We start from the raw sequence: 22,198 nt of genomic DNA, 5'->3' as shown, positions 1-22,198 counted from the left end.
CTATATTTTGTCACCTCGGTATGCACCAGCCCCGCATTGGAGAACCACTTTGGAATCAGCCTGACCGTCCTGCGGCCCAGAAGCAGAGACTGTGCTTCCATCCAAATCAATCTGAAATCGACAGCTCTGATACCAGCGTTTGAGGCGATCGGGCTTACCTACGTGGGCCGATCTGGCAACTCGCTCAATCCCTGCATAAGCTCATCCTGTCGCCACGATACAATTACGCCAAGTCAAAGCGCTTCACCCCAGGAACCACTGCGGTAGATTAAGGAACTTGGCTGACCTCGATCGCCGATCTAGCCCCAGGTTATTGCTGCATGTCTTCCCCAACGCCGGACTCCCAGCCGCCGCAAGATCGCTCTCTACCAGCCGCCGCCGAAGATGACCCCAGAACCGACGACAGAGCCGACGACGACGGGTGCTTTCCGGTGGTGGGCATTGGGGCATCAGCCGGGGGGCTAGAGGCCTTTACTCAGCTGCTCACCCACCTCCCACCGGACACCGGCATGGCGGTCGTGCTGGTGCAGCACCTCGACCCCAGCCAGGGCAGCCTGCTGAGCGATATTATTGCCCGCACGACCTCAATGCCGGTGCAGGCGATTACCGACGGGCTGGCGGTGGCCCCCAACCACATCTACGTGATTCCGCCCAACGCGCTGCTGGATATCGAAAACGGACGGCTGCGGCTCCAGCCCAGGGAATCTACCCAGCGGGTGAACAAAACCATTGACCGATTTTTTGAGGCGCTGGCCCGCGATCGCGGCCACAACGCCATTGGAGTCGTGCTGTCGGGGGGCGATTCAGACGGCACCCTGGGGCTAGAGGCCATTAAGGCGGCGGGGGGCATTACCTTTGCCCAGTCGGAGGACTCGGCCCAGGTGACCAGCATGCCCCACATGGCCATTGCCACCGGCCAGGTCGACTTTGTGCTGCCCCCCGATCAGATCGCCGCTACCCTGGCCAGCCTCAGCCGCCACCCCTACGTCAGCCGCCCCATCGCCGAGCTACCGGCGGCGGTCAGCGAGGCCGACACGCTGTCGGCCATTTTTGCCCTGCTCAAGGCCCGCAGCCGAGTCGATTTTAGCCAGTACAAGCCCACCACCCTCAAACGGCGCATTCTGCGGCGGATGGCGCTGCACCACATCGAGCAGATCGACCGCTACCAGCAGTATCTCCAGGAGACCCCGGCGGAGGTGCAGGCGCTGTACCAGGAAATTTTAATCAGCGTTACCAGCTTCTTTCGCGATGCCGGAGCGTTTGACTGCCTGAAGCGGGAGGTGTTTCCGGCGCTGCTGCGCGATCGCTCGCCGGAGTTGTCGCTGCGCGTCTGGACGGCGGGCTGCTCAACCGGGGAGGAAGCCTACTCCATTGCCATTAGCCTACTGGAATTTTTGGCCAACCAGCCCCAGCGCCCGCCGATTCAAATCTTTGCCACCGATATTAGCGAAACGGCCATTGAAATTGCCCGTCTGGGCGTTTACCTGCCCAGCAAAGTGGCCGAGGTTTCCGCCGACCGGCTACAGCGCTTTTTTGTGCCCGTGGAGGGGGGCTACCAGATCAGCAAGCCGGTGCGGGAGCTGTGCGTGTTTGCCCGCCAAAATCTGATCAGCGACCCGCCCTTTTCGCGGCTCGATTTAATTAGCTGCCGCAACGTGCTGATTTACTTCAGCAGCGCCCTGCAAAAAAAGGTGCTGCCCATGTTTCACTACGGCCTCAAGCCCAGGGGGTTTTTAATGCTGGGTTCATCCGAAACCGTGGGGGAATTTTCTGACCTGTTTACCCTGCTCGATCGCCAGTACAAGATCTACGCTAAGCAGTCGGCGGCCCTGCGGCTAAACCTAGATCTGGTAGAAGTCAACCGCGATCGCGAAACGCCCTCGGCAATCCCTAGCTACCAAGAACCCCGCCCCACCCTCGACATCTACAGTGCGGCAGACCAGGTAGTGCTGGGTCGCTATGGTCCGGTGGGGGTTGTGGTCAACAGCCAGCTCGATATTTTGCAGTTTCGCGGCCAAACCGGGGCCTATCTCGGCCCGGCCCCAGGGCGAGCCAGCCTCAACCTGCTCACCATGGCCAAAGACTCGCTGCGGCTGGACCTGCGCACCGCCCTCTACCAGGCCAGACAGTTCGGCCAGTCGGTCCGCAAGGCCAGTTTGCTGCGCGAGGGCGATCGCGTTTTCCCGGTAACCATCGAGGTGCTGCCCTTTCAGCCCAGCGCCGAGGGGGAAATTTACTTCCTGGTGCTGTTTGACCGTGAAGATCAGGGCCAGGCGGAGGAAGGCGCGATCGCAGGCTCCACAGAGGAAAGCCCCAGCCCAGAGCGTCAAAACGCCCACCGCTTGCAGCAGGAGCTAGAAACCACCAAATCGCACCTGCAATCGATCATCGAACAGCAGGAGGCCACCAACCAGGATCTGCGGGCCGCCAACGAAGAAATTCTCTCCAGCAACGAGGAACTGCAAAGCACCAACGAAGAGCTGCAAACCGCCAAGGAAGAAATTCAGGCCACCAACGAAGAACTCAGCACCATCAACGACGAGCTGTACCGCCGCAACGCCGAAACTACGCGGATCAGCAACGACTTTCAAAATCTGCTGGGCAGCATCAACATTCCCATTCTCATGCTTGAGGGCGACCTCAGCATTCGCCGTTTTACCCCCACAGCGGCGGCGCTGTTTAACCTCATTCCCACCGACATTGGCCGCCCCCTCAGCGATATTAACCATCGCCTCACCATCGACGACTTAGAAGCGCAGATTTTGGCGGTCATTACCACCCTCATCCAGTACAGCCGGGAGGTGCAAGACCAGGATGGCCACTGGTATGACCTGCGCATTCGCCCCTACCGCACCCTCGACAATCGCATTGACGGGGCGGTGCTGGTGCTGGTCGATATCGATGGGCTAAAACGCAGCACCGAGGAGTTAATCCAGGCCCGCGACTACGCCGAAGCGATTGTTGAAATGGTGCGAGACTCGCTGCTGGTGCTGGATGCCGCCCTGCGGGTGGTGAGGGCCAACGGGCAGTTTTACGCCGTCTTTCAAGTTACACCCCAGGAAACCGAGGGCCGCTCTATCTTTGAGATCGGCAACGGGCAGTGGAATATTCCCCAGCTGCGATCGCTGCTGCAAGACCTGCTGCCCCAAAATACCCAGGTCGAAAACTTTCAGGTTAGCTATGTGTTCGACCACATCGGCCCTCAAGTGATGCAGCTCAACGCCCGCCAAATCTTTACGACAACCGGTAGCCCAATGATTTTGTTAACCATTCAACCCGAGGGCGATCGCCCCTAGAAACCGAAGGCCAAAACAATCCTCAAAATACCTCCGGCAACATTGCGTGAGAGAAACTCTACATCGGTCAATAATTCTTCTCAGAAATCAGCGCTGTTCCTAAAAACTCTGTAATGATACCAATGGGGTGAGTTATCCAGCTAACTCGTCCAGACCAGCCAGCGATGGTTACAGGGTAATGTTTAGTCACGCCCTACAACTCTGCCCAGGAGGCTGTCACCACCATGGGCATTTCGCAACAGATTGAGGCTGTGTACCAACGGGCCTTGCTGCTGCGCCAGCGCGCTACGGCCCTGCCAGTGCAGCCCGACCTGCTGAATGAGGCACTGCGAGAGCTGTATTTTGTCCTAGAAGAATTGCAGGCTGCCGACACCGAACTCCAGCGACAAAACCAAAGCCTGATCGATGCTCAACAGCAGATTGAGGTCGAGCGCCAGCGCTACCACACCCTGTTTGAGCTGGCCCCCGACGGCTACCTGGTGACCGATCGACGGGGCAACATTCACCACGCCAACCGGGCGGCGGCGGCTCTGTTTGACGTAGACCCGGCCTACCTGGTCCACAAGCCGTTGGTCGTGCTAGTTGAGCCAGATGACAGGGCCAAAGTTTCAGCTCGGCTAGCCCTGCCCCAGGGCACTGAGCCCTTCGATATTGAACTGAACCGCCGCCAGCTGCCGCCCCTGGCGGTGGCTGTTACCACTGCTGCGGTTGGCAATGCCCAGGGGCAGAGTGAAGCCATGCTCTGGTCACTGCGCGATATTACCCAGCGCCAGCAGGCCGAGGCCGTGATTCGCCATCAGGCCTTTTACGACGCGCTAACCGGCCTGCCCAATCGGATGCTGTTTGACGATCGCCTGCCGCTGGCCCTGGCCCAGGCCCAACGCCAGCAAGACCAGCTGGCCGTGGTGTTTTTAGATCTAGACCGCTTCAAGATGGTCAACGATGTTTTGGGGCATCGGGTCGGCGACGAGGTGCTGCGGGAAGTGGGGACACGTCTGCAAAGCTGCTTGCGATCGCAGGATACCGTGGCCCGCTGGGGCGGCGATGAGTTTACCCTGATTTTGCCCTCGGTGGAGTCGCCGGAGGCGGTGGCGCTCACCTGCGATCGCATCATTGCCAGCCTGGAGCCAGCCTTTACGCTCAGGGAGCACACCTTGCAGATCAGCATCAGCTTTGGCATTGCCCTGTTTCCCCAAGACAGCGACGACCCCGAAACCCTGCTGCGCTACGCCGACATCGCCCTCTACCAGGCCAAAACCCAGAACTGCGGCTACTGGTTTTATAACGCTTCAGTGGGGCTGGCCGGGAGCCGCGATCGCCGCCGCACCCGGCTCGATGGCGAACTCCAGTAACCTCCCGGCAGCCAAAAACCAACAGCGCGTAGGCCAACCGTCCCTCCCCAAGGTAGCCGGCTGGCGGCGGCAACCGGCCCCTGAGTTTGCAGATGCAGAGATCTCCCGTTAAATCGAATACGCTTATAGCTCAAGCCTGTTCTGTGGAGGCGATGCTGTGGCTGGACTTTTAAGCGAACTACCCAATAGCCCGATCATTGCGTTCACAATTTTGCTGCTGGTAACGCTAATTATTCCGCCTATTTTTGAGCGGCTGCGGCTGCCGGGGCTGGTGGGTCTGCTGGCGGCGGGGGTAATTTTGGGGCCTAGCGCCCTGGGGCTGCTCGACCCGGCGGGCGATGTGGAAACCCTGCTCTCTGATGTGGGCAAAATCTATCTCATGTTTGTGGCCGGTCTGGAGATCGACCTCAAAGACTTTAAGCGCACCCGCAACCGCTCCCTGGGCTTTGGCTTTACCACCTTTGCGGTGCCGCTCATTGCGGGCATACTGCTCAGCCGCGTCTTCGGCTTCAACTGGATTGCGGCGGTGCTGGTGGGTTCGCTGCTGGCCTCCCACACCCTGCTGGCCTACCCGATTGTGATGCGCCTGGGGGTAACCAAAGAACCCTCGGTGACGGCCACCGTGGGTGCCACGATTTTCACCGACATTGGGGCGCTGCTGGTGCTGGCCATGTGCGTCGCCGCCCAGGCGGGCGAATTTTCGGCCCAGACGGTGGTGGCCCAGTTGCTCATGCTGGGCATTTTTGCCACAACAGTGCTGGTGGGCATCGACTGGGTAGGCAAGCAGTATTTTCGGCGCAACGGCGATCGCGAAGGCAACCAGTTTTTGTTTGTGCTGGCGGCGGTGTTCGTGGCGGCGGTGGGGTCGCAGCTGATCAACGTTGACAAAATTGTCGGGGCGTTTCTGGCAGGCCTGGCGGTCAACGACGTAGTGGGCAACGGCCCCGTCAAAGAAAAGGTGGAATTTGTCGGTGGGGTGCTGTTTATACCCTTTTTCTTTGTGTGCACGGGGCTGCTGCTCGACCTCAACCTGCTGATGGAGTCGATGACCACCAACCTGGCGTTTACCATAACGCTGACGGTCAGCCTTATTTCTAGCAAGTTTTTGGCGGCCCTGGTCATCAAGCCCTTCTATGGCTACAGCTGGACACAGGTTTTCACCATGTGGTCGCTGTCGCTGCCGCAGGTGGCGGCCACCCTGGCGGCGGCCCTGGTGGGCATGCAGCAGGGCATTATTTCACCCCTGGTGTTCAACGCCGTCATTGTGATGATGCTGGTTACCTCGGTGGCGGGGCCGCTGCTGACGGCTCGGTACGCGGGCAAGCTGGTGGAACCCAAACTTCCCCGCGCCGAGCTGGCCTCGCTGTGGTTTGACTACGGGGATGCCCCCGAAAACCGGGCCGACTTTACCATTACCGGGCCGTTTACGGTGGTCGTGCCCATCTACAACCCGGTGACCCAGCACTACCTGATTGAAATGGCCGCCCTGCTGGCCAGCCACGAGGGCGGCTACGTGATTCCGGTGACCGTCGCCCGCGCCCACGTGCACATGGATGACCCCCACCTACTCACCGCCCTCGGGCAGTGCCGCAAGCTGCTGCACCGGGCCGAAACCCTGAGCCGGGAGCTTAACGCCCAGGCCTATTCGGTGCTGCGCATCGATGACGATGTGTCGGAGGGCATTACCCGCACCGCCCGCGAGCAAAACGCCAGCCTGATTTTGCTGGGCTGGAGTCGCCAGGGGTTTCGGGCCAAACTGTTTGGCACCCTCGTAGACGAGGTGTTTTGGTCCAGCCACTGCCCGGTGGCGGTGGCCCGGTTGCTGACCGAACCGACCGAAATTCGCGGCATTCTGGTACCCATGAAAAATGTGACGCCCCAGGCGGTGCGCACGGTCCGCTTTGCCCAGGTGTTTGCCGACTCCCACGGTGCGGCGGTAACGCTGCTGCACGTGCGCGATCGCCACACCCCCGACGACCAGATCAAGGCCCTGGAGGCGGCCCTCAGCAAAGTCATGGCCGACGGCCCGAAGATTAGCTGGAACCTACTCACCATCGACAGCGACAACCCCGCCGAGGTCATTCTCGAAATCGCTCAGACCCACGACATGATCGTGCTGCGATCGATGCGGCGGCGCACGGCAGGGGGCCTAGCGGTAAGCGATGTCACCCACCAGGTCATCGATGAGGCCACCTGTTCCCTGGTGCTGTTTGGAGAACCCCACACGTAAGGTCAATGTTGGGGCTCAAGTCGGCAATTTTGGAGCAAAGCAGAAGGCCCGTAGGGGCGTTGCAGTGCAACGCTCCTACGGGCCAGGTGTGAACAAATAGGATTCGGTTAGGATTCGGTATTACAGGGCAGAGCCAGCCTTATCGCGCTGGAAAACATCTTCCAAAGAGGCGCGCTTGCCAGCGGTTTGGCTGGTGCGCAGCCGGTTGAGCAGGTTGGCCAGCACCGCATCGACAGAAAACCATCCCCCACCGTTGACCACAAAGAACAGAAAGGTTGCGGCGTAGAGGGCAGACAACTCCAGGTAGGGAATGCTCAGACCCGCCACCTTAACGTGGTGATACATGGCCACCAGCATCGTAAACAGCAGCCCGAGGGCGGCAGGGCGGGTCAATAGCCCCAGGGCCACCAGCGGAGCGCCAATCAGCTCGGTGAAGGCCGCCATGTAGCTGAGGGTGATGGGGAAGGGCAGGCCCAGGTAGGCCACGTAGGCCTGGGCAAAGCTTTCGATATTGGCCAGCTTGTCGAGACCGTTATGAATCATGACGACACCGGCCACGACTCTCAGAATTGTCCAGGAAATCTGAAAAGCAGCGTTAGCAGACTGATTGGGCTGAAGCGCAAGGCTGCCCAGGGATAGGATGCGTTGCTGAGCAATCATAGGAGCAAAGAAAGTTAACATCGTTATTAATTATCGTAACGAAGTTTCAAGAAAAATAAAGGCTCGACTCTTAATTTTTCTCCCTTCGCTAAATAACCGGGGTGGGGATGCGCCCTGCGCTTAGGGCCGCCATTTGCGTCGGGGCTGGATGCCCATTCACCGTGCTCAAATGCAGGATTCCTCATCCTGCGTCCTATATCCTCGGTGGCTAGCTGCTGTGGCTGTGAACCGAAGCAGAGTGCGTCCCATGCTGGGACGCCATTGCCGACTAGTTGGCGGGCCTCAGCAAGAATGCGGCTAGAGCCTGTCTAGAATGCGATCGCGGCCTTTGGGGGCAGCAAGAGGGCGATCGGATTGGGGGATTAGCCCAATCTTTAATCCATGGGGGTAACAAGACCCTGGCCTAACTCACGTGCAAACCGTCAATCCAAAGCTCGAGTGTTGAATCAAAAATTCTGAGGGCCGATGTTAACTTTTGTCTCTAGTTGCACCTCAACCTTGTGATAGGACGTAACGGAACTTGATAATCAATTCAGAAACGCAGATAAATCAAGGACATACCCATGGGTTTAATCAAGTCTATTTTTGGGGCAATCTTTGGGCTAATTGGCGGCATCTTCAAAACCGTTGGTGGCCTGGTCGGTCTGGGCAAAAAGTCCGAGTTTTTTCTAGAGGCAGACGAGTCTGACAGCGATAGCGAACCTACCACCGCTCCAGCCGCAGCCCCTGTCGAGGCCCAGGCTGAGCCTGAGGCTGCTGCCCCAGCTAAAGCAGAGGCCAAAGCTTCGGCTAAAAAAGCTAAAGCTGAGCCTAAAGAGCCTAAAACTCCAGCTAAAGCGGCTCCTGCTCCTGTACCCGCAGCCCCGGCTGAGCCTGTGGCCACGGCTTTTGCCTCCAACTACCTGACCACTGTGGGTACCAGTCAGCCCCGCCGTCGTCGCCCTGGCCCTAGCCTGTCTCCGTTTATGGATATGGCTAAACAAGTGAAAGCGCGGTAGGCGCGGTTCCAGACTTTTAACCAACAGCGGCAGATTGCAGGGTTTAGGGCTTGGCCTTAAGCCCTGTCTTTGTTGGCCTTTGATAGAAATCTCAGGCTACTGTAAAGGTGAAAAGCTCCATCCCAGGGCGAGGGAAGCGATCGCCCCAAGTCCACATGGGCATCAAAATGGGGCAGCAAATCAATAAAATCAAGGGCGCTCTCCCCAAAGCCGCTGAAATCGGTGACGGGAGCTGTCAAAATATGGTCTGCAAAATAGGCCTTCATAGCCTTCCAGGCGGCAGCGGCAATCAGCGGTGAGGGAAACCCGTCGGCGGGCGGTAGGGGAACGGCATCGCGGTATCGATAGGTGCGATCGCACAGCCGCAGCAAGCATCCCCGCCCATGCAGGTGCCAGTCAATCACCTCGCTGTAGTCTTGGGTAGCGTCTTTGCGCCTAAGTTTGCCCCGCGCGTCTAAATCAACCACCGATTCGTAGATAGGCAGCTGCCCCACCACCCACTGGGTAATGTCGCCCCAGGCCAGCTGAATGGTGCCCCGCTGACCAGTACTGCTTTGGCACATCACCGTGAGCTGGGGTTCTATGGCCTGAATAGCCTGCACCCGAAAGATAGACAGCCCCCTGAGTTGATCTATCGTAGCCCAGTGGGCAGGGATATCTTCGGCTCTTAGCTGTTCGCAGAAGTACTGCAACTCCCCCGCTGGCCCTGTTCGCAGCAAGCGCCAGGTTTTGCTCGGCAACCGAGTTCTGGCGGTATAGGCATCGACCTGCATAATCCGGGCTAGACCCTGGGCCGCAGGCTCTCTGCGATCGCCCGTCACCGGTTCCAGAGCCAGCACCGCCATACTCGCCGCACCCGGCTGCTGCTTCGCCGCACTGAGTTCGTGCTCTCGACGGCGGGCCAGGCGATCGCGCACCCGCTGGACTCCCTCCCGCGCATTGATCAGCACCTTAGTGTTAGCTGTGGTTTGCAGCAGCCGGGTATAGGTAACCTGGGCTTTTTCTAGCTCATCTTTGGCCTCCCAATACTGCCCCATTGCCAGCTTGAGCCACGGGTCTTGGGGCGTCTTTTGCTGCCACTGCTTAATCAGCTGGGCGGCCTGGGTCAGCTGCTGAGCACCCAGGGCGGCAGAAACAAGGTCGTACATGTTAGATGTGACGGAGAGCTAGCGTGGTACGACTTTAGCATTCGCCCCTGATCAGCGAGCCATGGATTGGCGGCTATGGGTTAGCGGCTGTGGGTTAGCGAGCTTTGGTGTGAGAAAGGTCAACAGTGCCAAAGTTCAGGCTGAGGGCGATGTTGATGTTTTCAAACATATTGACTAACCAGGCCACCGTGTCGCTGGAGGCCGTTTCGTAATGGTTGAACAAAATGGAGAAGCGCCGCTCTAGAAAGGGCCTAACCTTTTGACAAATCAGCAAAATTCTCAGCAGCAAGCCTGTAGTGTGCACAGGCCCTAGGTTGTTGATCAGATCGAGAAATACGTAGTGCTGACGGCCAGCGGACGGATCAACCACCAAGAAGTTAAACAAATTGCTGCAGGTCCGCACCCGCAGGAAGTCATCGACGGGCCTGCTGTCACTATCGGTAAAGGTAGATAGCAGATGGTCTTGCAGCATCGATTTGAACTGCCGCTGGCTGTAGCCAGCATTGACATCGGTGATGATGTAGTCGAACAGGTCTTCCTTAAACTGCCGAAATGAAGCCCCCTGGTCGTGGGTCAGCAAAAAGCGCTGAGCCCCATCGCGGTAGCTTTGGCCGTGGTCGCGGCGGCGGGAAAACTGCTTGAGCGACGATGCCAGGTCTTGATCGTTCAGCAGGGTGGGGTTCGGCACTACCCGCAGCTTATCGACAAAATCTGCCTGCCCCTGGCGATGCAGCCGTCCCTGGCGCACCCGATAGGTAACATAGTGGGTCAGGTCGACCTCAAACTTGTGCTGGGCCTCGAGCTGCATACTGCGAACATACTGCTGGTGCTGTAGATCGCTGTCTTCGGTCACCAGGCAGTGCTCGTACAGGTAGGGGTAGCGGTTAATCAATGACCCCAGGGGTACTGCTTCGGCCTGGCGGTTGCGGGGCAGCGCGGAGTGGCGAGCCTCAATGATGTTGGCCAAACGCTTGAGCGCCCAGTACTGCTCAGTGTCCCGAAAGCTCTCGGTGACCTGGCGCAGACGGCGAACCGACCGCGATCGCGACAGCTCTGGCACCCGGCCAGTCGGGACAGACTCCAGCAGCTCAATCAGAATAGGAATGGCGGGCTGAAGCTGGGTATTCGTTTGCCAGCGATTGATCAGGATATGGCAGCAGCGATTGAGGATGAAGCGAAAATAGTCTTCGACATCTTGTCCGGCCAGCAGGCGATCGAGGGCTGCAACAACATCGCGATCGGGATAGCCAAACCCGTCCAAAAACAGCGCCTGGAACCGAGCAATCATGGCATCGGGAGATTCCACGCTTACGCAGGCGAGCAGATGGCTGTATATGCGCTGCTCGTCGGCGGTCGTAATTCGATTGTTATAGGTCGCTTTTGTCTTCACGGATTCACCGCCCTTGCCCCATCACAGGTGGGGTTGTGCGTATAAGCCCCCACAGGCTGAGATGGGAAAAACTTTGGAATATAACCAGCAGTTAGAATACGAACCTGGAAGATGCACAGTTCAGATGGCAGTAATAGTCCCTAGGCTTCATTAAAAGCCGTATACAAGCCTCTTCGCGTCAGTTTTTACACTGGAATACCGCTCGCGTACCTTCAGATTACTGCGTGAATCTTCTAGTTTCTGAGATTATGTCGGTAGCGTTAACGAAATTCCAGTAAAGTTTATTACCAAACCATAAGGTAACCGTAAACTCCAACGCCACCTTTCCTGATCCAGAGATAGTTGCTTTGCTCCATCAATGCTGCACTCCAGACCTTAGACTGAGGCGGTCGCGTTGGGAAGAGGGTCGAGGGCCATCATCACCGCTAGCAGGCCCTTAGATGGCTTCATGGAGGGGAGTGTGAGGCTTAGAATACCCGCATTTTGGGAAGTTCTTTCGGTGTCCTTCAGCCAAAATTCCCTTACAATCAAGGTTGCTTTGTAGAAAAGCTTTGGTAAAAAGCTGATGTAGTGCAATGTCCGCTACAGCATACTAAATTAAGGCTATGGGTTTTTCATCCCTGGCGGCCCTGGCGGCGGCTATACAGGCCCCGCTGGATAATGTGCCGCTCTCACTTCAGGAAAAGCAAGTATTAAATATTACTACGGATACACGCGATCTCCGTGAAAACGCCCTATTCATAGCTCTTGTAGGCGATCGATTCGACGGCCACAGGTTTGTGGAGCAGGCGATCGCGAACGGAGCGATCGCCGCCGTGGTAGAGCGGGGCAAGCACCTGCCGCATCTGCCCTGCCTGCCTGTCGCCAATACCCTGACGGCCTACCAGGACCTGGGCCACTGGTGGCGCACCCAGCAGCCCGCTAGCATTGTCGCCATTACCGGATCGGTGGGCAAAACTACAACCAAAGAGCTAATTGCCGCCGCGCTGAGCACCCAGGGGCGGGTGCACAAAACCCAGGCAAACTACAACAACGATATCGGCGTTCCTAAAACCCTGCTTCAGCTTCGGCCTGAACATGACTTTGGCGTGGTTGAAATGGGTATGCGAGGGCCAGGAGAAATCGCTCGACTGGCCCGCATTGCGGTCCCCGATATCGCCGTCATTACCAATGTGGGAACTGCCCACATCGGCCGTTTGGGTTCTGAGCAGGCCATTGCCAACGCCAAGTGTGAGCTCTTGGCGGAGCTGCCGAATCACGGCATCGCCGTTCTTAACTACGACAACGCCCGGCTGATGGCTACCGCTAAGACAGTTTGGGCCGGGCGCACCATTACCTTTGGGCTGGAGGGCGGCGAGGTGCAGGGCCACCTCCTCAACGGTGAAACCTTAGAGGTGCAGGGGGTCAGGCTGCCCCTGCCGCTTGCCGGTCGCCACAACGCGCTGAACTTGCTGGCCGCGATCGCCGTTATGCAGGCCCTCGACCTCAACTGGCGGGTGCTCAGCGCCGGCCTGCACGTAGATCTGCCCGGCGGGCGCGCCCGCCAGATGGCGCTGCCCAACGACATTGTGCTGCTCGATGAAACCTACAATGCCGGGGTAGAGTCGATGACCGCTGCCCTCCACCTGCTGGCCGAGACCCCAGGTCAGCGCCGCATTGCCGTCCTGGGCACCATGAAAGAACTGGGGGAGCAATCTGTGGCTTTGCACCGCCAGGTGGGCCAAGTGGTCAGCCAGTTAGGTCTAGATAGCCTACTGACGTTGGCCGATTCCCCAGAGGCGGTGGCTTTAGCTGAAGGCGCTAAAGGCGTTGAGACCGTTGCCTTTAGCGACCACAACAGCCTGGCGAACTATCTGCTAAAAGTGCTACAGCCGGGCGATCGCGTCTTGCTCAAAGCATCGCGATCGGTTGCTCTAGACCAGGTGGTCGACAGGCTAGCGGCCTGCCTAGGTCCGCTGGCTCAGTAGTCTCCCTGGCGTCAGCTCGCCCTCTGCTAAGCATCCAGCGGCTTAGGAAGGGCTAGTAGTAGTCATACTCAGCTGCCGGATTCATGGGGTCGGGGGCAAACGCTAACCACAGCGGAAACTGAAGCAGCGCCAGGCTGATAACTGACTCGGCCTCATCTACCACAATAAAAGGCAGGCCGCTGTCGGCAGTAATGCGATCGGCCCGCTGAGCCAGGGGTTCAGGCGCATCGAACAGCATTACCCCCTGCCCCGTGCCAAAATCAGCCCGAGAGATGCCCAGACAGTCTTGCAGACCCCGTCGCCACTCTCCCAAGCGCTCCGGGCTGTTGGAGAGCACCAGGGTGCGCAGACGGTTGCCGTAGAGGGCATACAAGACAGATAGTGCCGCTGAGGCCACCAGCACATTTTGTAGACGGCTGCCCATGCTCTTTACCGCCCCCCGCCCGCCCTGGGCAAAAAACCAGTTTGAAACCCGTTCGGCGTGAATCGGCTCAAACGTCCGGCGCAGCTGCCACAGAGGACCATAGTAGTCGGGTCGCATACGGTACTGATCGAGCAGGCTGCGGACGCGCTCTGTTTGATCTTGAAAGGCGTTAGAGGCAAAGGCGGGCTGGGCAGGGGCAGAGTCGGCAACAGCCCGACGAGGTGAGGGGCGATTTGGTGCGTTGCCGCCTTCCTCACCTTCGGGCACCGCCCTAGAGCGCGAAGCCGAAGCTAGGTCGAGCTGCTCTGCCGCCACCGCCAGATCTTGCAGGCTACCCACCAAATAGTCTTTAAACCCCTGCACCCGTACCGCTAAGTCTTGGGAGGCCCCGGCAAAAGTGGTGCGCATTTCGGTCTGAATCCGCTCCTGACGGCGCTCAAGAGCTTCAATTTCCTTTTGCAGGCTGCGTTTGCGCTGCTCTAGGTCAACGGTACCCTGCTGCACCATACGGCCAATATCAGCCTGAATTTTCTGAAACTGGTCCTGGGTCAGGCGGTTATAGGTCGATTGCAGATCGACAATGGCGCGCTTCAGGTCGGTTTCCTGCTGGCGCAGGGCATCAATACGACTGCTCCAGTCTGACTTAAGCCCGCTAGAGTCGGCAGAAGGGGAACTGGCACTCACCTCAGAGCTGCCATAGCTTCCGGTGCCGCTCTCCGGCCCCAGGTTCGATTTCGATAGCTCATCTGCGGTCATACTGGCTCCCATAGACCCTGATGTCAGCCTATCAGATGAGAGCCGGGTTCGCCCCAGCACCGCTCCAGACCGCTACTCTGAGTCTTGATCCATGGCGCAGTGGGTTTCCAGGCAGGCTCGCAGTTCGCTGGGGTCAAACAGGATGGGCAGGAAATGAATGCTGTTGACCTCGCGGAAGTAAAAGAGCACGGGTAACGGTTGCCAAAAAATTTCCCAGTGCTGCCATTCAGCGTAGGGAAAGCGGCGGATTAGGGTAGTGCGACGGTATATATCTAAGGCGCTATCGGTAAAGCGAAGGGTGAGCGTCAGGCTCTGCGCCAGCAAGAACAGACCGAACGCACCAACTAAACCACCCAGCCACAGCTGCACAAAGGCCAGCGGGACTGCTAACCCCATGACTGCTAAGGGTATACGGTAGCTCGGGGGTAAATCGATGGGGGCCTTCGTTGAGGTAGAGGTCACGAGTTACAACCAGCGGTAGGGACATCTTTTAGTATATGTAAACTGGCCCTCAGAGCTGCTCTGAACCTTCTCTGGCGCCTAGCACCACCAGGGCGGCAAAGGCGATGCTAAACGGCCCAAATAGCGCAGGCTAAAAGTTGCTGATGACCGCGCTGCCTGTGCCCTGAAACATGAGCCACGAAAGAAAAAAGTTGCTGATAAAAATGGCCAGGAGTGCGGTCACTACGGCGGTAGTGGTGGACTGCCCGACGCCTTTGGCACCACCGGTGGTGGTCAATCCCCAGCTGGTGCCGATGACAGCAATCAAAATACCAAAGAAAAATGCCTTGATCAAAGAACTGACCAGATCCCAAATGGACAGGAAATTCTTCGCGGAGTCTAAAAAGACTGAGTAAGAAATGCCGTACTGGTTAGTGGCAATGAGCAGTCCGCCAGTCATGCCGGTAATGAACGACAGCACATTGAGCAGGGGCAGCATGAGGGCGCAGGCTATCACCCTCGGAATGACCAGATAGTCGATGGGGTCGGTTTTGAGAATTTGTAGGGCGTCGATTTGTTCGGTGACGCGCATGGTGCCGATTTCAGCGGCAAAGGCGGATCCTACCCGCCCAGCAATAATCACGGCAGTTAGTACTGGGCCTAGCTCTCGGGCCAGGGTGAGGGCCAGCACGCCGCCTACGGCTGCTCCGGCCCCAAAGCTGAGAAATTCTCGCGTTACTTGAATGGTGAATACCATCCCCACAAAGGAAGCCGTAATCAGGGCAATCAGCAGCGACTCTGGCCCCACTGCCGCCATTTGCTCTAGGGTGTTGCGACGGTGTATGGGCCGGGAAATCAGGTGGATGACCACCTGACCCGACAGAAAAATGGCCGCTAGAGCCCGACGACCCCACTGCCTCAGGTTCGAGCTATCGTCCGCCGCCTGTGTCAAAGCCTGACCCCTCTGTAGAACTGAACAATGCAGAACTGAACAATACCGATGTTGATGGTGGCTAGCAGCCTGGGCCAGACCTGCCCCTGGGTACATTCCCCAACCTGCACTAGAAATGGTGGGGAGTAAGAGGCGCGATCGCGCACTCCGCCCCAGGTCTATGGGAACTCTACCCAGGATTTGAGGCTTTGACAACTGCCCCTAGCCGGTCTATAGCTCACCTTGGGGGCGTCTGGAGGAGTTCGGAGTTGAGTGGTCATTGTCCACAAGACTCCACTATCCTGAAGGTCGGAGTCTAGATCTAATCTGTTTGAGTGCAGCTTATGAACGCAAAACCGCCGGTTGTCCACGGTGCTCGGGCGAGGTCAGGTCGCCTACGCCCGACTCTAATAGGTCTGGTAGCCCTGGTCAGTCTTTGGTTGTGGTGGCCCGTGGCCCCGGCGGCAGCGCGCGAGCCTTTGCAAACCGCTCAGACCATCCAGCCCTATCTAGACCGGGTGGCCGAGGCCGTGACCGAGTTTACCCTCGACAATGGTATGAAGTTTATCGTAATGGAACGACACCAGGCTCCGGTGGTGTCGTTTATGATCCACGCCAATGTGGGTGCCGTAGATGAAGTCGACGGTAAAACCGGCATCGCCCACTACCTAGAGCATTTGGCCTTTAAGGGCACCAGCCGAATTGGCACCAAAGACTTTGCTGCAGAAAAGGCGGTATTGACTCAGCTCGATGGGGTGTTTGACAACCTCTTGGCGGCTCAGGCCGCGAACGACACCGCCAAAACAGCCGAACTACAGGCCAAGCTAGCGGATTTAGAAAAAGAAGCCGCCAGCTATGTAGAGCAAAACCAGTACGGCCAGATTGTTCAACAGGCGGGGGGTGTGGGCCTCAATGCCACCACCTCTGCCGATGAGACCCGCTACTTTTACAGTCTGCCCGCCAACAAGCTAGAGCTGTGGATGTCGCTGGAGTCGGAGCGGTTTTTAGACCCTGTTTTTCGCGAGTTTTACGAGGAAAAGAACGTTATTCTCGAAGAACGCCGCATGCGGGTAGACAACTCGCCCATTGGCACCATGATCGAGCGGTTTTTGGAGGAGGCCTTTGTCAGCCACCCCTACCGTCGCCCGGTGATTGGCTACCAGGATGACCTCTTTACGGCCACCCGCAAAGACGTTAAAACCTTTTACGACACCTACTACGGCCCTGCCAACCTGACCGCTGCGGTGGTAGGTGATGTTGACCCCGCCGAAGTAAAGCGGCTGGCTGAAGTCTACTTTAGCCGCTACACAGCTCGGGCAGTGCCGCCTGAACCCGCGGTCAATGAGCCGCCTCAAACCGCACCCAAGGAGTTTTCTCTAGCCCTGCCCACAGAACCCTGGTACCTGGAAGGGTACCACCGCCCCAGCCTCAACCACCCTGACCACGTTATTTACGGCATGATTGAGAGCTTGCTGGTGGGAGGGCGCACCTCCAGAATTTATAAGACCGTGGTTGACGACGCTGGCGTTGCCTTAGATATTGGCAGCCTGAATGGCTTTCCGGGCAATCGCTACGAGAACATCTTTTTAATCTATGGTCTCACTGCCCCCGGCCACACCCCCGAAGACATCGGCACCCTCTTTGCCCAAGAGCTTCAGCGCCTCCAGCGGGAAACTATCAGCCCCGAGGAGCTGGCTCGGGTTAAAACTCAGGCCCGCGCCGGGCTGCTGCAAAGCCTGAATTCTAACAGCGGGATGGCCGCGCTTCTGGCCGAGTACCAGGCCAAAACCGGCGACTGGCGCAATATCTTTAACAACCTTAAAACCATTGAGGCCGTATCGGCGGCAGATATTCAGCGAGTGGCCCAAGATCTCTTCCGCCCTGAGAATCGCACCGTGGGCAAGCTGGTGCAGGCTCCCTCAGCTGAATAGCTGAGGGCCCAGAACCCCATGGTTTCGCCAGATTGGCAGATAAACAGCTCCTACAGACACCTCCGCACTACTCACCTTTCAGACCTACGGTAATTGGAACGCACAGTGATGAACTCGATCAGCTGGTTTATGGGTAACCGTCGAAGCCTGCGGCGGAGAATGATGCCGCTATTGGCCCTGATCGGGCTGTTTGGCGGGTTGTTGCTGGCCTGGCAGCCATCGGCCAGCGCCCTGACGCCGCGCCACTTCGATGAGCTTGAGTTTTCGCCCCTGCCAGATATTGAACTCCCCGCCTATGAACGCTACGCCCTACCCAACGGCCTGGTAGTCTACCTGCTCGAAGACCACGAGCTGCCCCTGGTCAGCGGCAGCGCTACCTTTCGCACCGGCACCAGGTTTGAACCCGCCGATAGGGTAGGGCTGGCCAGCCTGACCGGCGAGGCCATGCGCTTGGGGGGCACCACCAACCTGGGTGCCGATGACCTCAACCAGGCGCTGGAACAGCGGGCTGCATCCATTGAAACCAGCATTGATACCAGTGACGGCACCGCCAGCTTTAGCGCCCTGAGCGAAGACACCGCAGCGGTCTTTGCTCTGTTTGCCGATGTGGTGCAGCGGCCCGCTTTTGCGGACGACAAAATCGATTTGCTCAGGCGCCAGTACAGCGGCAGCATTGCCCGCCGCAACGACGATCCTGATGACATCACTGGTCGGGAGTTTCGCAAGCTGGTGTACGGGGCCGACAGCCCCTACGCTCGCACGATGGAGTACGCCACCCTGGCGGCCATCGACCACGGCGACATTGAGCGGTTCTATCAGGCCTCTATTCGCCCGGAGAAAACCATTTTGGGCATCGTGGGCGATTTTGACAGCGCTCAGATGAAGCAGTGGATTGCCGATTACTTTGGCGATTGGCAGGGCACCGGAGCGGCCCTGGACACCACGCTACCGACGGTGGAGCAAGCCAGAGCCGGGGTATTTATGGTGTCGCAACCCCAGCTGACCCAGAGCTATGTTCAGCTGGGCCACCTGGGCGGACAGCTGGACTATCCCGACCACGCCGCCCTATCGGTCATGAACGAGGTGCTTAACGGCTTTAGCGGGCGGCTGTTCAATGAGGTGCGATCGCGCCAGGGGCTCGCCTACCTGGTCTATGCCTACTGGGCGCCTCGCTACGACCATCCGGGGTTGTTTATTGGCGGCGGTCAAACTCGATCTGAGGCCACTGTGCCCTTCATTAAGTCAACGATGGCCGAAATCGATCGCATCCGCTCCGCACCCATTACCGGGGTAGAACTGGCGCAGGCCCAGGATGCCGTGCTCAACAGCTTTGTCTTCAACTTCCAAAGCCCCGACCAGACCCTGGCGCGGCTGATCCGCTACGAGTACTACGACTATCCCCAGGACTTTGTCTTTCAGTTCCAAGACCGGGTGCGCGCGACGACCATAGCTCAGGTTCAGACAGCAGCCCAGGCTCACCTCAATCCAGAGCAGATGGTGGTTTTGGTGGTCGGCAATCCAGCCGAAATTCAGCCCAGTCTGGATTCTCTGGCTCCCAACATCACCGTTACGCCCATCGATATCACCATTCCCGACCCACCGGCCTAGGGGTCAGAATTGGACTCGGAGCTGTCGGTGTCAGTATCGCTGGCGGAGACTTCTCCGGCGGTGGCAAACCAGTCACCGGGCAGCATACGGGTGGAATCTTCGGCTGCCTCGGGGTCGTCCATGTTGTCGGTAGCCATGCTGTCAACCCATACGCCGTAGGGGGGAACACCGATCGCCCCATCGCCGCTAACGACCCGAATACCTTCGAGCGGCGGGTGCGATCGCACCCGTGACTCAATCCGGCTCAAATCGGCCAGCACCTCTTCGGCTCGCTGGTAGCGATCGGTAAAGTCATAGAGCACCAGGCGGGTGACAACATCGCCAAGCTCAGGGTCGAGGTGAGGCGCCTCATGGCGCCAGATCAACTCTCCGTTGACATCGCGGCGCAGCGCGTAGGCTGGTATTCCGGTCAGGGCCTCAATGGCGGTAATCCCCAGCGCGTAGAGATCGCTGCCAAACTTGGGTAAACCCGCCGACTGCTCACTGGGCATGTAGCCCTGGGTTCCCACACCAATGGTGGAAGTGGAAGTAAGGTTTACCCCCGTATCCGCCAGCTTATTAGAAATCAGCTTCACAGCCCCAAAGTCGATTAGCACCAGCAGCCCGTCAGCCTGCCGCCGAATAATGTTGGAGGGCTTAATATCGCGGTGGATAACCCCCTGGTTGTGCACAAAGGCAACCACCGGCAGCAGCCCCAGCAGCAGATCGAGCGCGTAGGTCTGGGGCATCGGGCGGCGAGAGACAAGCTCATCCTTGAGCAGGCGGCCCTCGATCATTTCTTCGACCAGATAAAATGAGTTTTGAGCTTCAAAGTAGGCTAGCAACCGCGGAATCTGGGCATGGTGGCCCAATTTCTCTAGCGTTTCGGCCTCGCCCTGGAAAAACCGCCTGCCCAGGCGGTGAGCCCTCGGATCATTGCTGATAATGCGCAGCTGCTTCACCACGCAGACGGGCGATCCAGGGCGCTGGGTATCTTCGGCTACGTAGGTTTCGCCAAAGCCGCCCGAGCCCAGCAGTCGCACAATGCGGTAGCGATTGGCCAGCAGCAGGCCGATCACCTCCGCCTCCCTCAGCTTCAGCAGGTCTTGCAGGTCATCCTGCTGGCTGATGATCTCCTGCACAATCGGGGAGGTAACGTACTGCTCCAGGGTTTGGCGCAGACGCTTTTTACGCAGCTGTTCTGTGATAATGTCTGCCACGATGTAGGTGCTGCCCAGCAGGGTGAGTCCTGCGATCGGTGCCGCAGTGGGCAGCAGCAACCCCGCCCCCACAAAAGCTCCATAGCTCATCCAGAACCAGCCCCCCGCCGTCGCCGCCGTCCAGCCCAGGCGAGAGACGGGACGGTTAAACCACCGCAGCAGCAGCACAAACCCGCCACCACCCACTAAGACCAGCAGCCCCCGCAGCCAGGGGTTGGGTATGCCCATTCGCAGGTTGTTGCCGCTGTGCAGGTTGGCAATGTCGGTGGCCAAAATTTCAACCCCGGCCATGGTCTTGGGGTAAAACAAGGTTTCCGAAAACGGGGCCTGGTGAAAGTCTTGGAGAGATTTGGCGGTACCTCCAATCAGCACAATTTTGTCTTTGAACGTCTTGTTTTCGAGGTTGTGCGCCCAGGTGTCGGGGTCGAGCACCTCCCAAAAGGGCACGTGGTTAAAGCTGTAGGTAGGTCCATAGAAGTTGATAAAGTCACCCCGGTAAGGCGCATGGGGGATTCCGGCCGCCTGGAGGGTGGCCTCTGCAAAGGACTGGGTGGATTGAACCTCACTGTCAATTTGGCCGGGGTCAAGGTCGGCCTGGCTGCCCAGCAGGCCATCCAGGTATGCGCGCCCGTGGCGGTGAATACGGCCATCGGGCTCGATGGGGAAATTGATATTGCCCACGTGAACCGGGGTATCGAGCAGCTTGGGGAGGGGCTGGGTCGGTTTTACTAGGAGCCCCTGGCGGATGTTGACATCGTCTACGGAGGTAGCCAGCACCACGCGATCGCCGTAGCGGGTCAGCACATCGGCCAGGGCCTGGTCATCGGCAGGGCCATGGCTGCTGTCAGAGAACATCAAAATATCGAGCGCCACCGCCTTGGCCCCAGCCTCCAGGACGCGTTCAATGGCGATGGCATAGGCCTCACGCTGCCACGGACTGGTAGAAATAGGGGCCAGATAACTGTACTGATCGGGATCGGTGCGGTAGAACTCGGCTTGACCAAAGGAATCGTCATCCATGGCCAGAATGACAACATCGCTGGGAGCCGCCACAGGGCCGCGCATCTCAAAAAAGAGCGTTTGCAGCTGCCGCTCGACGAGCTGCGCCAGGGGCGAGTCGGTGGCTACGTGGGCGGCTACAAAGGTTAGCCACAGCCCCGCCAGCGAAAGCTTGACCCAGTCTCGCTTAATTTGCCGCTGCACCCAGCCCTTGACCAGATAGCTGGTGGAAAGGGCGGCGGTCTTGGTTTTAGAAAACGAATTCATGGACAGGGCGCGGCGGGGGGGCACCCCCTAGCTTAATCACCAAACGGCCTGTCCAGGGGTTGGTTTACGGAATCTTAGCTCCAGAATGCGATCGCAGCCCCTACTGGCCGCCGCGGGCAGCCGCCTGCACATGGACGGCAACGAAGTGCAGCAGCCCTGGCGACAGCTGCGGGCAGGGCACGGTGTCGGCAACGACCAGCGTTACCAGCAGGGTGAGCAGCAGACGGTTCCACTTGAGGTCGCGGTAAACGCTAGATTGCATGAATTTCCACCTCGATACAGGGCGGTAGCTAAAGTCTCGATTGATTAGATACAGCGTCAGACTCACCGTTTCCGGCAGCCAATTCGGGAAGAAAGCCAGATTTGAGCACGGTTTGACCCACGGGCAGCTCAGAGCAGGCCAGAGCCGTTGGATGGAGACCTGGGAGAAACCAGACACCTAACCTCTATCTCCGCTGGCAAGGACCAAAGGCCGCAGGAGACGGTAGGTCACCGACGAAATGCTTCGCCGCTCAGGACCGCTGGCATCTCCCCACGGTGGGTGGCAAATCAGGGAATAGCAGGCCGCAGCGCGATCGCTACGAGTTTGCCAGAACCGAAG

15 protein-coding genes are annotated in these 22,198 nt (G+C 58.5%); 7 read left to right on the top strand and 8 right to left on the bottom strand.

Translation table 11 applies throughout. The features are described 5' to 3' along the window. Positions 1-320: 320 nt before the first annotated feature. From LEPTO7104_RS0113880 to LEPTO7104_RS0113870, 3 genes are all read left to right on the top strand, one after another. Complete coding sequence (locus LEPTO7104_RS0113880; RefSeq protein WP_017299188.1) at positions 321-3,296, top strand: chemotaxis protein CheB; 2,976 nt, start codon at positions 321-323, stop codon at positions 3,294-3,296. A 224-nt stretch (positions 3,297-3,520) separates the two neighbouring features. Continuing rightward, positions 3,521-4,648: a diguanylate cyclase domain-containing protein gene (locus tag LEPTO7104_RS0113875; protein ID WP_017299187.1), complete on the top strand. Its 1,128-nt coding sequence runs from the start codon at positions 3,521-3,523 to the stop codon at positions 4,646-4,648. Positions 4,649-4,805: 157 nt separating this feature from the next. After that, positions 4,806-6,878, top strand: a complete 2,073-nt coding sequence (locus LEPTO7104_RS0113870) for a cation:proton antiporter domain-containing protein (RefSeq protein WP_017299186.1) — start codon at positions 4,806-4,808, stop codon at positions 6,876-6,878. A gap of 120 nt (positions 6,879-6,998) precedes the next feature. Here the strand turns inward: LEPTO7104_RS0113870 and LEPTO7104_RS0113865 are convergent, their stop codons facing one another. Beyond that, a complete protein-coding gene (locus LEPTO7104_RS0113865; RefSeq protein ID WP_017299185.1) occupies positions 6,999-7,538 on the bottom strand; it encodes a DoxX family protein in 540 nt (179 codons plus the stop codon). A 563-nt stretch (positions 7,539-8,101) separates the two neighbouring features. Here LEPTO7104_RS0113865 and LEPTO7104_RS0113860 point away from each other — a divergent pair. Beyond that, on the top strand, positions 8,102-8,536 hold the full coding sequence (locus tag LEPTO7104_RS0113860) for a hypothetical protein (protein ID WP_017299184.1): 435 nt from the start codon (positions 8,102-8,104) through the stop codon (positions 8,534-8,536). 56 nt (positions 8,537-8,592) lie between these two features. On the opposite strand, the gene LEPTO7104_RS33815 is transcribed toward LEPTO7104_RS0113860, so the two are convergent. Then, complete coding sequence (locus tag LEPTO7104_RS33815) at positions 8,593-9,684, bottom strand: hypothetical protein (protein WP_017299183.1); 1,092 nt, start codon at positions 9,682-9,684, stop codon at positions 8,593-8,595. Positions 9,685-9,778: 94 nt separating this feature from the next. Next, on the bottom strand, positions 9,779-11,074 hold the full coding sequence (locus LEPTO7104_RS0113850) for a hypothetical protein (RefSeq protein ID WP_017299182.1): 1,296 nt from the start codon (positions 11,072-11,074) through the stop codon (positions 9,779-9,781). A 605-nt stretch (positions 11,075-11,679) separates the two neighbouring features. Between LEPTO7104_RS0113850 and LEPTO7104_RS0113840 the strand changes: the two genes are divergently transcribed. Further along, positions 11,680-13,041 carry a UDP-N-acetylmuramoyl-tripeptide--D-alanyl-D-alanine ligase gene (locus tag LEPTO7104_RS0113840; protein ID WP_017299180.1) on the top strand — a complete coding sequence of 454 codons (1,362 nt, stop codon included), beginning with the start codon at positions 11,680-11,682 and terminating at the stop codon, positions 13,039-13,041. A 52-nt stretch (positions 13,042-13,093) separates the two neighbouring features. Here LEPTO7104_RS0113840 and LEPTO7104_RS0113835 read toward each other — a convergent pair whose 3' ends face one another. The 3 genes from LEPTO7104_RS0113835 to LEPTO7104_RS0113825 all read right to left on the bottom strand — a co-directional run bounded on the left by LEPTO7104_RS0113835 (position 13,094) and on the right by LEPTO7104_RS0113825 (position 15,614). Beyond that, positions 13,094-14,221: a DUF3086 domain-containing protein gene (locus LEPTO7104_RS0113835; protein WP_017299179.1), complete on the bottom strand. Its 1,128-nt coding sequence runs from the start codon at positions 14,219-14,221 to the stop codon at positions 13,094-13,096. A 72-nt stretch (positions 14,222-14,293) separates the two neighbouring features. Further along, entirely contained in the window at positions 14,294-14,683 is a 390-nt protein-coding gene (locus LEPTO7104_RS0113830; protein ID WP_026072693.1) for a DUF3119 family protein, read from the bottom strand. Between the two features lie 130 nt (positions 14,684-14,813). After that, positions 14,814-15,614: an MlaE family lipid ABC transporter permease subunit gene (locus LEPTO7104_RS0113825; protein ID WP_017299177.1), complete on the bottom strand. Its 801-nt coding sequence runs from the start codon at positions 15,612-15,614 to the stop codon at positions 14,814-14,816. 323 nt (positions 15,615-15,937) lie between these two features. Here LEPTO7104_RS0113825 and LEPTO7104_RS0113820 point away from each other — a divergent pair, with 323 nt between their 5' ends. Beyond that, complete coding sequence (locus tag LEPTO7104_RS0113820) at positions 15,938-17,524, top strand: M16 family metallopeptidase (protein ID WP_051158499.1); 1,587 nt, start codon at positions 15,938-15,940, stop codon at positions 17,522-17,524. A gap of 129 nt (positions 17,525-17,653) precedes the next feature. Then, complete coding sequence (locus LEPTO7104_RS0113815; protein ID WP_026072691.1) at positions 17,654-19,132, top strand: M16 family metallopeptidase; 1,479 nt, start codon at positions 17,654-17,656, stop codon at positions 19,130-19,132. On the opposite strand, the gene LEPTO7104_RS33810 is transcribed toward LEPTO7104_RS0113815, so the two are convergent. Both LEPTO7104_RS33810 and LEPTO7104_RS40120 read right to left on the bottom strand, forming a co-directional pair. Then, positions 19,129-21,597 carry a serine/threonine-protein kinase gene (locus LEPTO7104_RS33810; RefSeq protein WP_017299174.1) on the bottom strand — a complete coding sequence of 823 codons (2,469 nt, stop codon included), beginning with the start codon at positions 21,595-21,597 and terminating at the stop codon, positions 19,129-19,131. The two genes, LEPTO7104_RS0113815 and LEPTO7104_RS33810, sit on opposite strands and share 4 nt — an antisense overlap. A 100-nt stretch (positions 21,598-21,697) precedes the next feature. Then, positions 21,698-21,859 carry a hypothetical protein gene (locus LEPTO7104_RS40120; protein ID WP_017299173.1) on the bottom strand — a complete coding sequence of 54 codons (162 nt, stop codon included), beginning with the start codon at positions 21,857-21,859 and terminating at the stop codon, positions 21,698-21,700. Positions 21,860-22,198: the final 339 nt, after the last annotated feature.

Origin of the sequence: Nodosilinea nodulosa PCC 7104, from assembly GCF_000309385.1 — a bacterium.
Lineage (GTDB): Bacteria > Cyanobacteriota > Cyanobacteriia > Phormidesmidales > Phormidesmidaceae > Nodosilinea > Nodosilinea nodulosa.
This window is presented reverse-complemented; position numbering and strand designations above follow the sequence as displayed.

Coding starts and splice junctions, on each gene's coding strand:
- LEPTO7104_RS33815 (WP_017299183.1), bottom strand. CDS start 9,684: ATGTACGACCTTGTTTCTGCCGCCCTGGGTGCTCAGCAGCTGACCCAG.
- LEPTO7104_RS0113875 (WP_017299187.1), top strand. CDS start 3,521: ATGGGCATTTCGCAACAGATTGAGGCTGTGTACCAACGGGCCTTGCTG.
- LEPTO7104_RS0113815 (WP_026072691.1), top strand. CDS start 17,654: ATGGGTAACCGTCGAAGCCTGCGGCGGAGAATGATGCCGCTATTGGCC.
- LEPTO7104_RS0113865 (WP_017299185.1), bottom strand. CDS start 7,538: ATGATTGCTCAGCAACGCATCCTATCCCTGGGCAGCCTTGCGCTTCAG.
- LEPTO7104_RS0113820 (WP_051158499.1), top strand. CDS start 15,938: ATGAACGCAAAACCGCCGGTTGTCCACGGTGCTCGGGCGAGGTCAGGT.
- LEPTO7104_RS40120 (WP_017299173.1), bottom strand. CDS start 21,859: ATGCAATCTAGCGTTTACCGCGACCTCAAGTGGAACCGTCTGCTGCTC.
- LEPTO7104_RS0113835 (WP_017299179.1), bottom strand. CDS start 14,221: ATGACCGCAGATGAGCTATCGAAATCGAACCTGGGGCCGGAGAGCGGC.
- LEPTO7104_RS0113880 (WP_017299188.1), top strand. CDS start 321: ATGTCTTCCCCAACGCCGGACTCCCAGCCGCCGCAAGATCGCTCTCTA.
- LEPTO7104_RS0113860 (WP_017299184.1), top strand. CDS start 8,102: ATGGGTTTAATCAAGTCTATTTTTGGGGCAATCTTTGGGCTAATTGGC.
- LEPTO7104_RS0113840 (WP_017299180.1), top strand. CDS start 11,680: ATGGGTTTTTCATCCCTGGCGGCCCTGGCGGCGGCTATACAGGCCCCG.
- LEPTO7104_RS33810 (WP_017299174.1), bottom strand. CDS start 21,597: ATGAATTCGTTTTCTAAAACCAAGACCGCCGCCCTTTCCACCAGCTAT.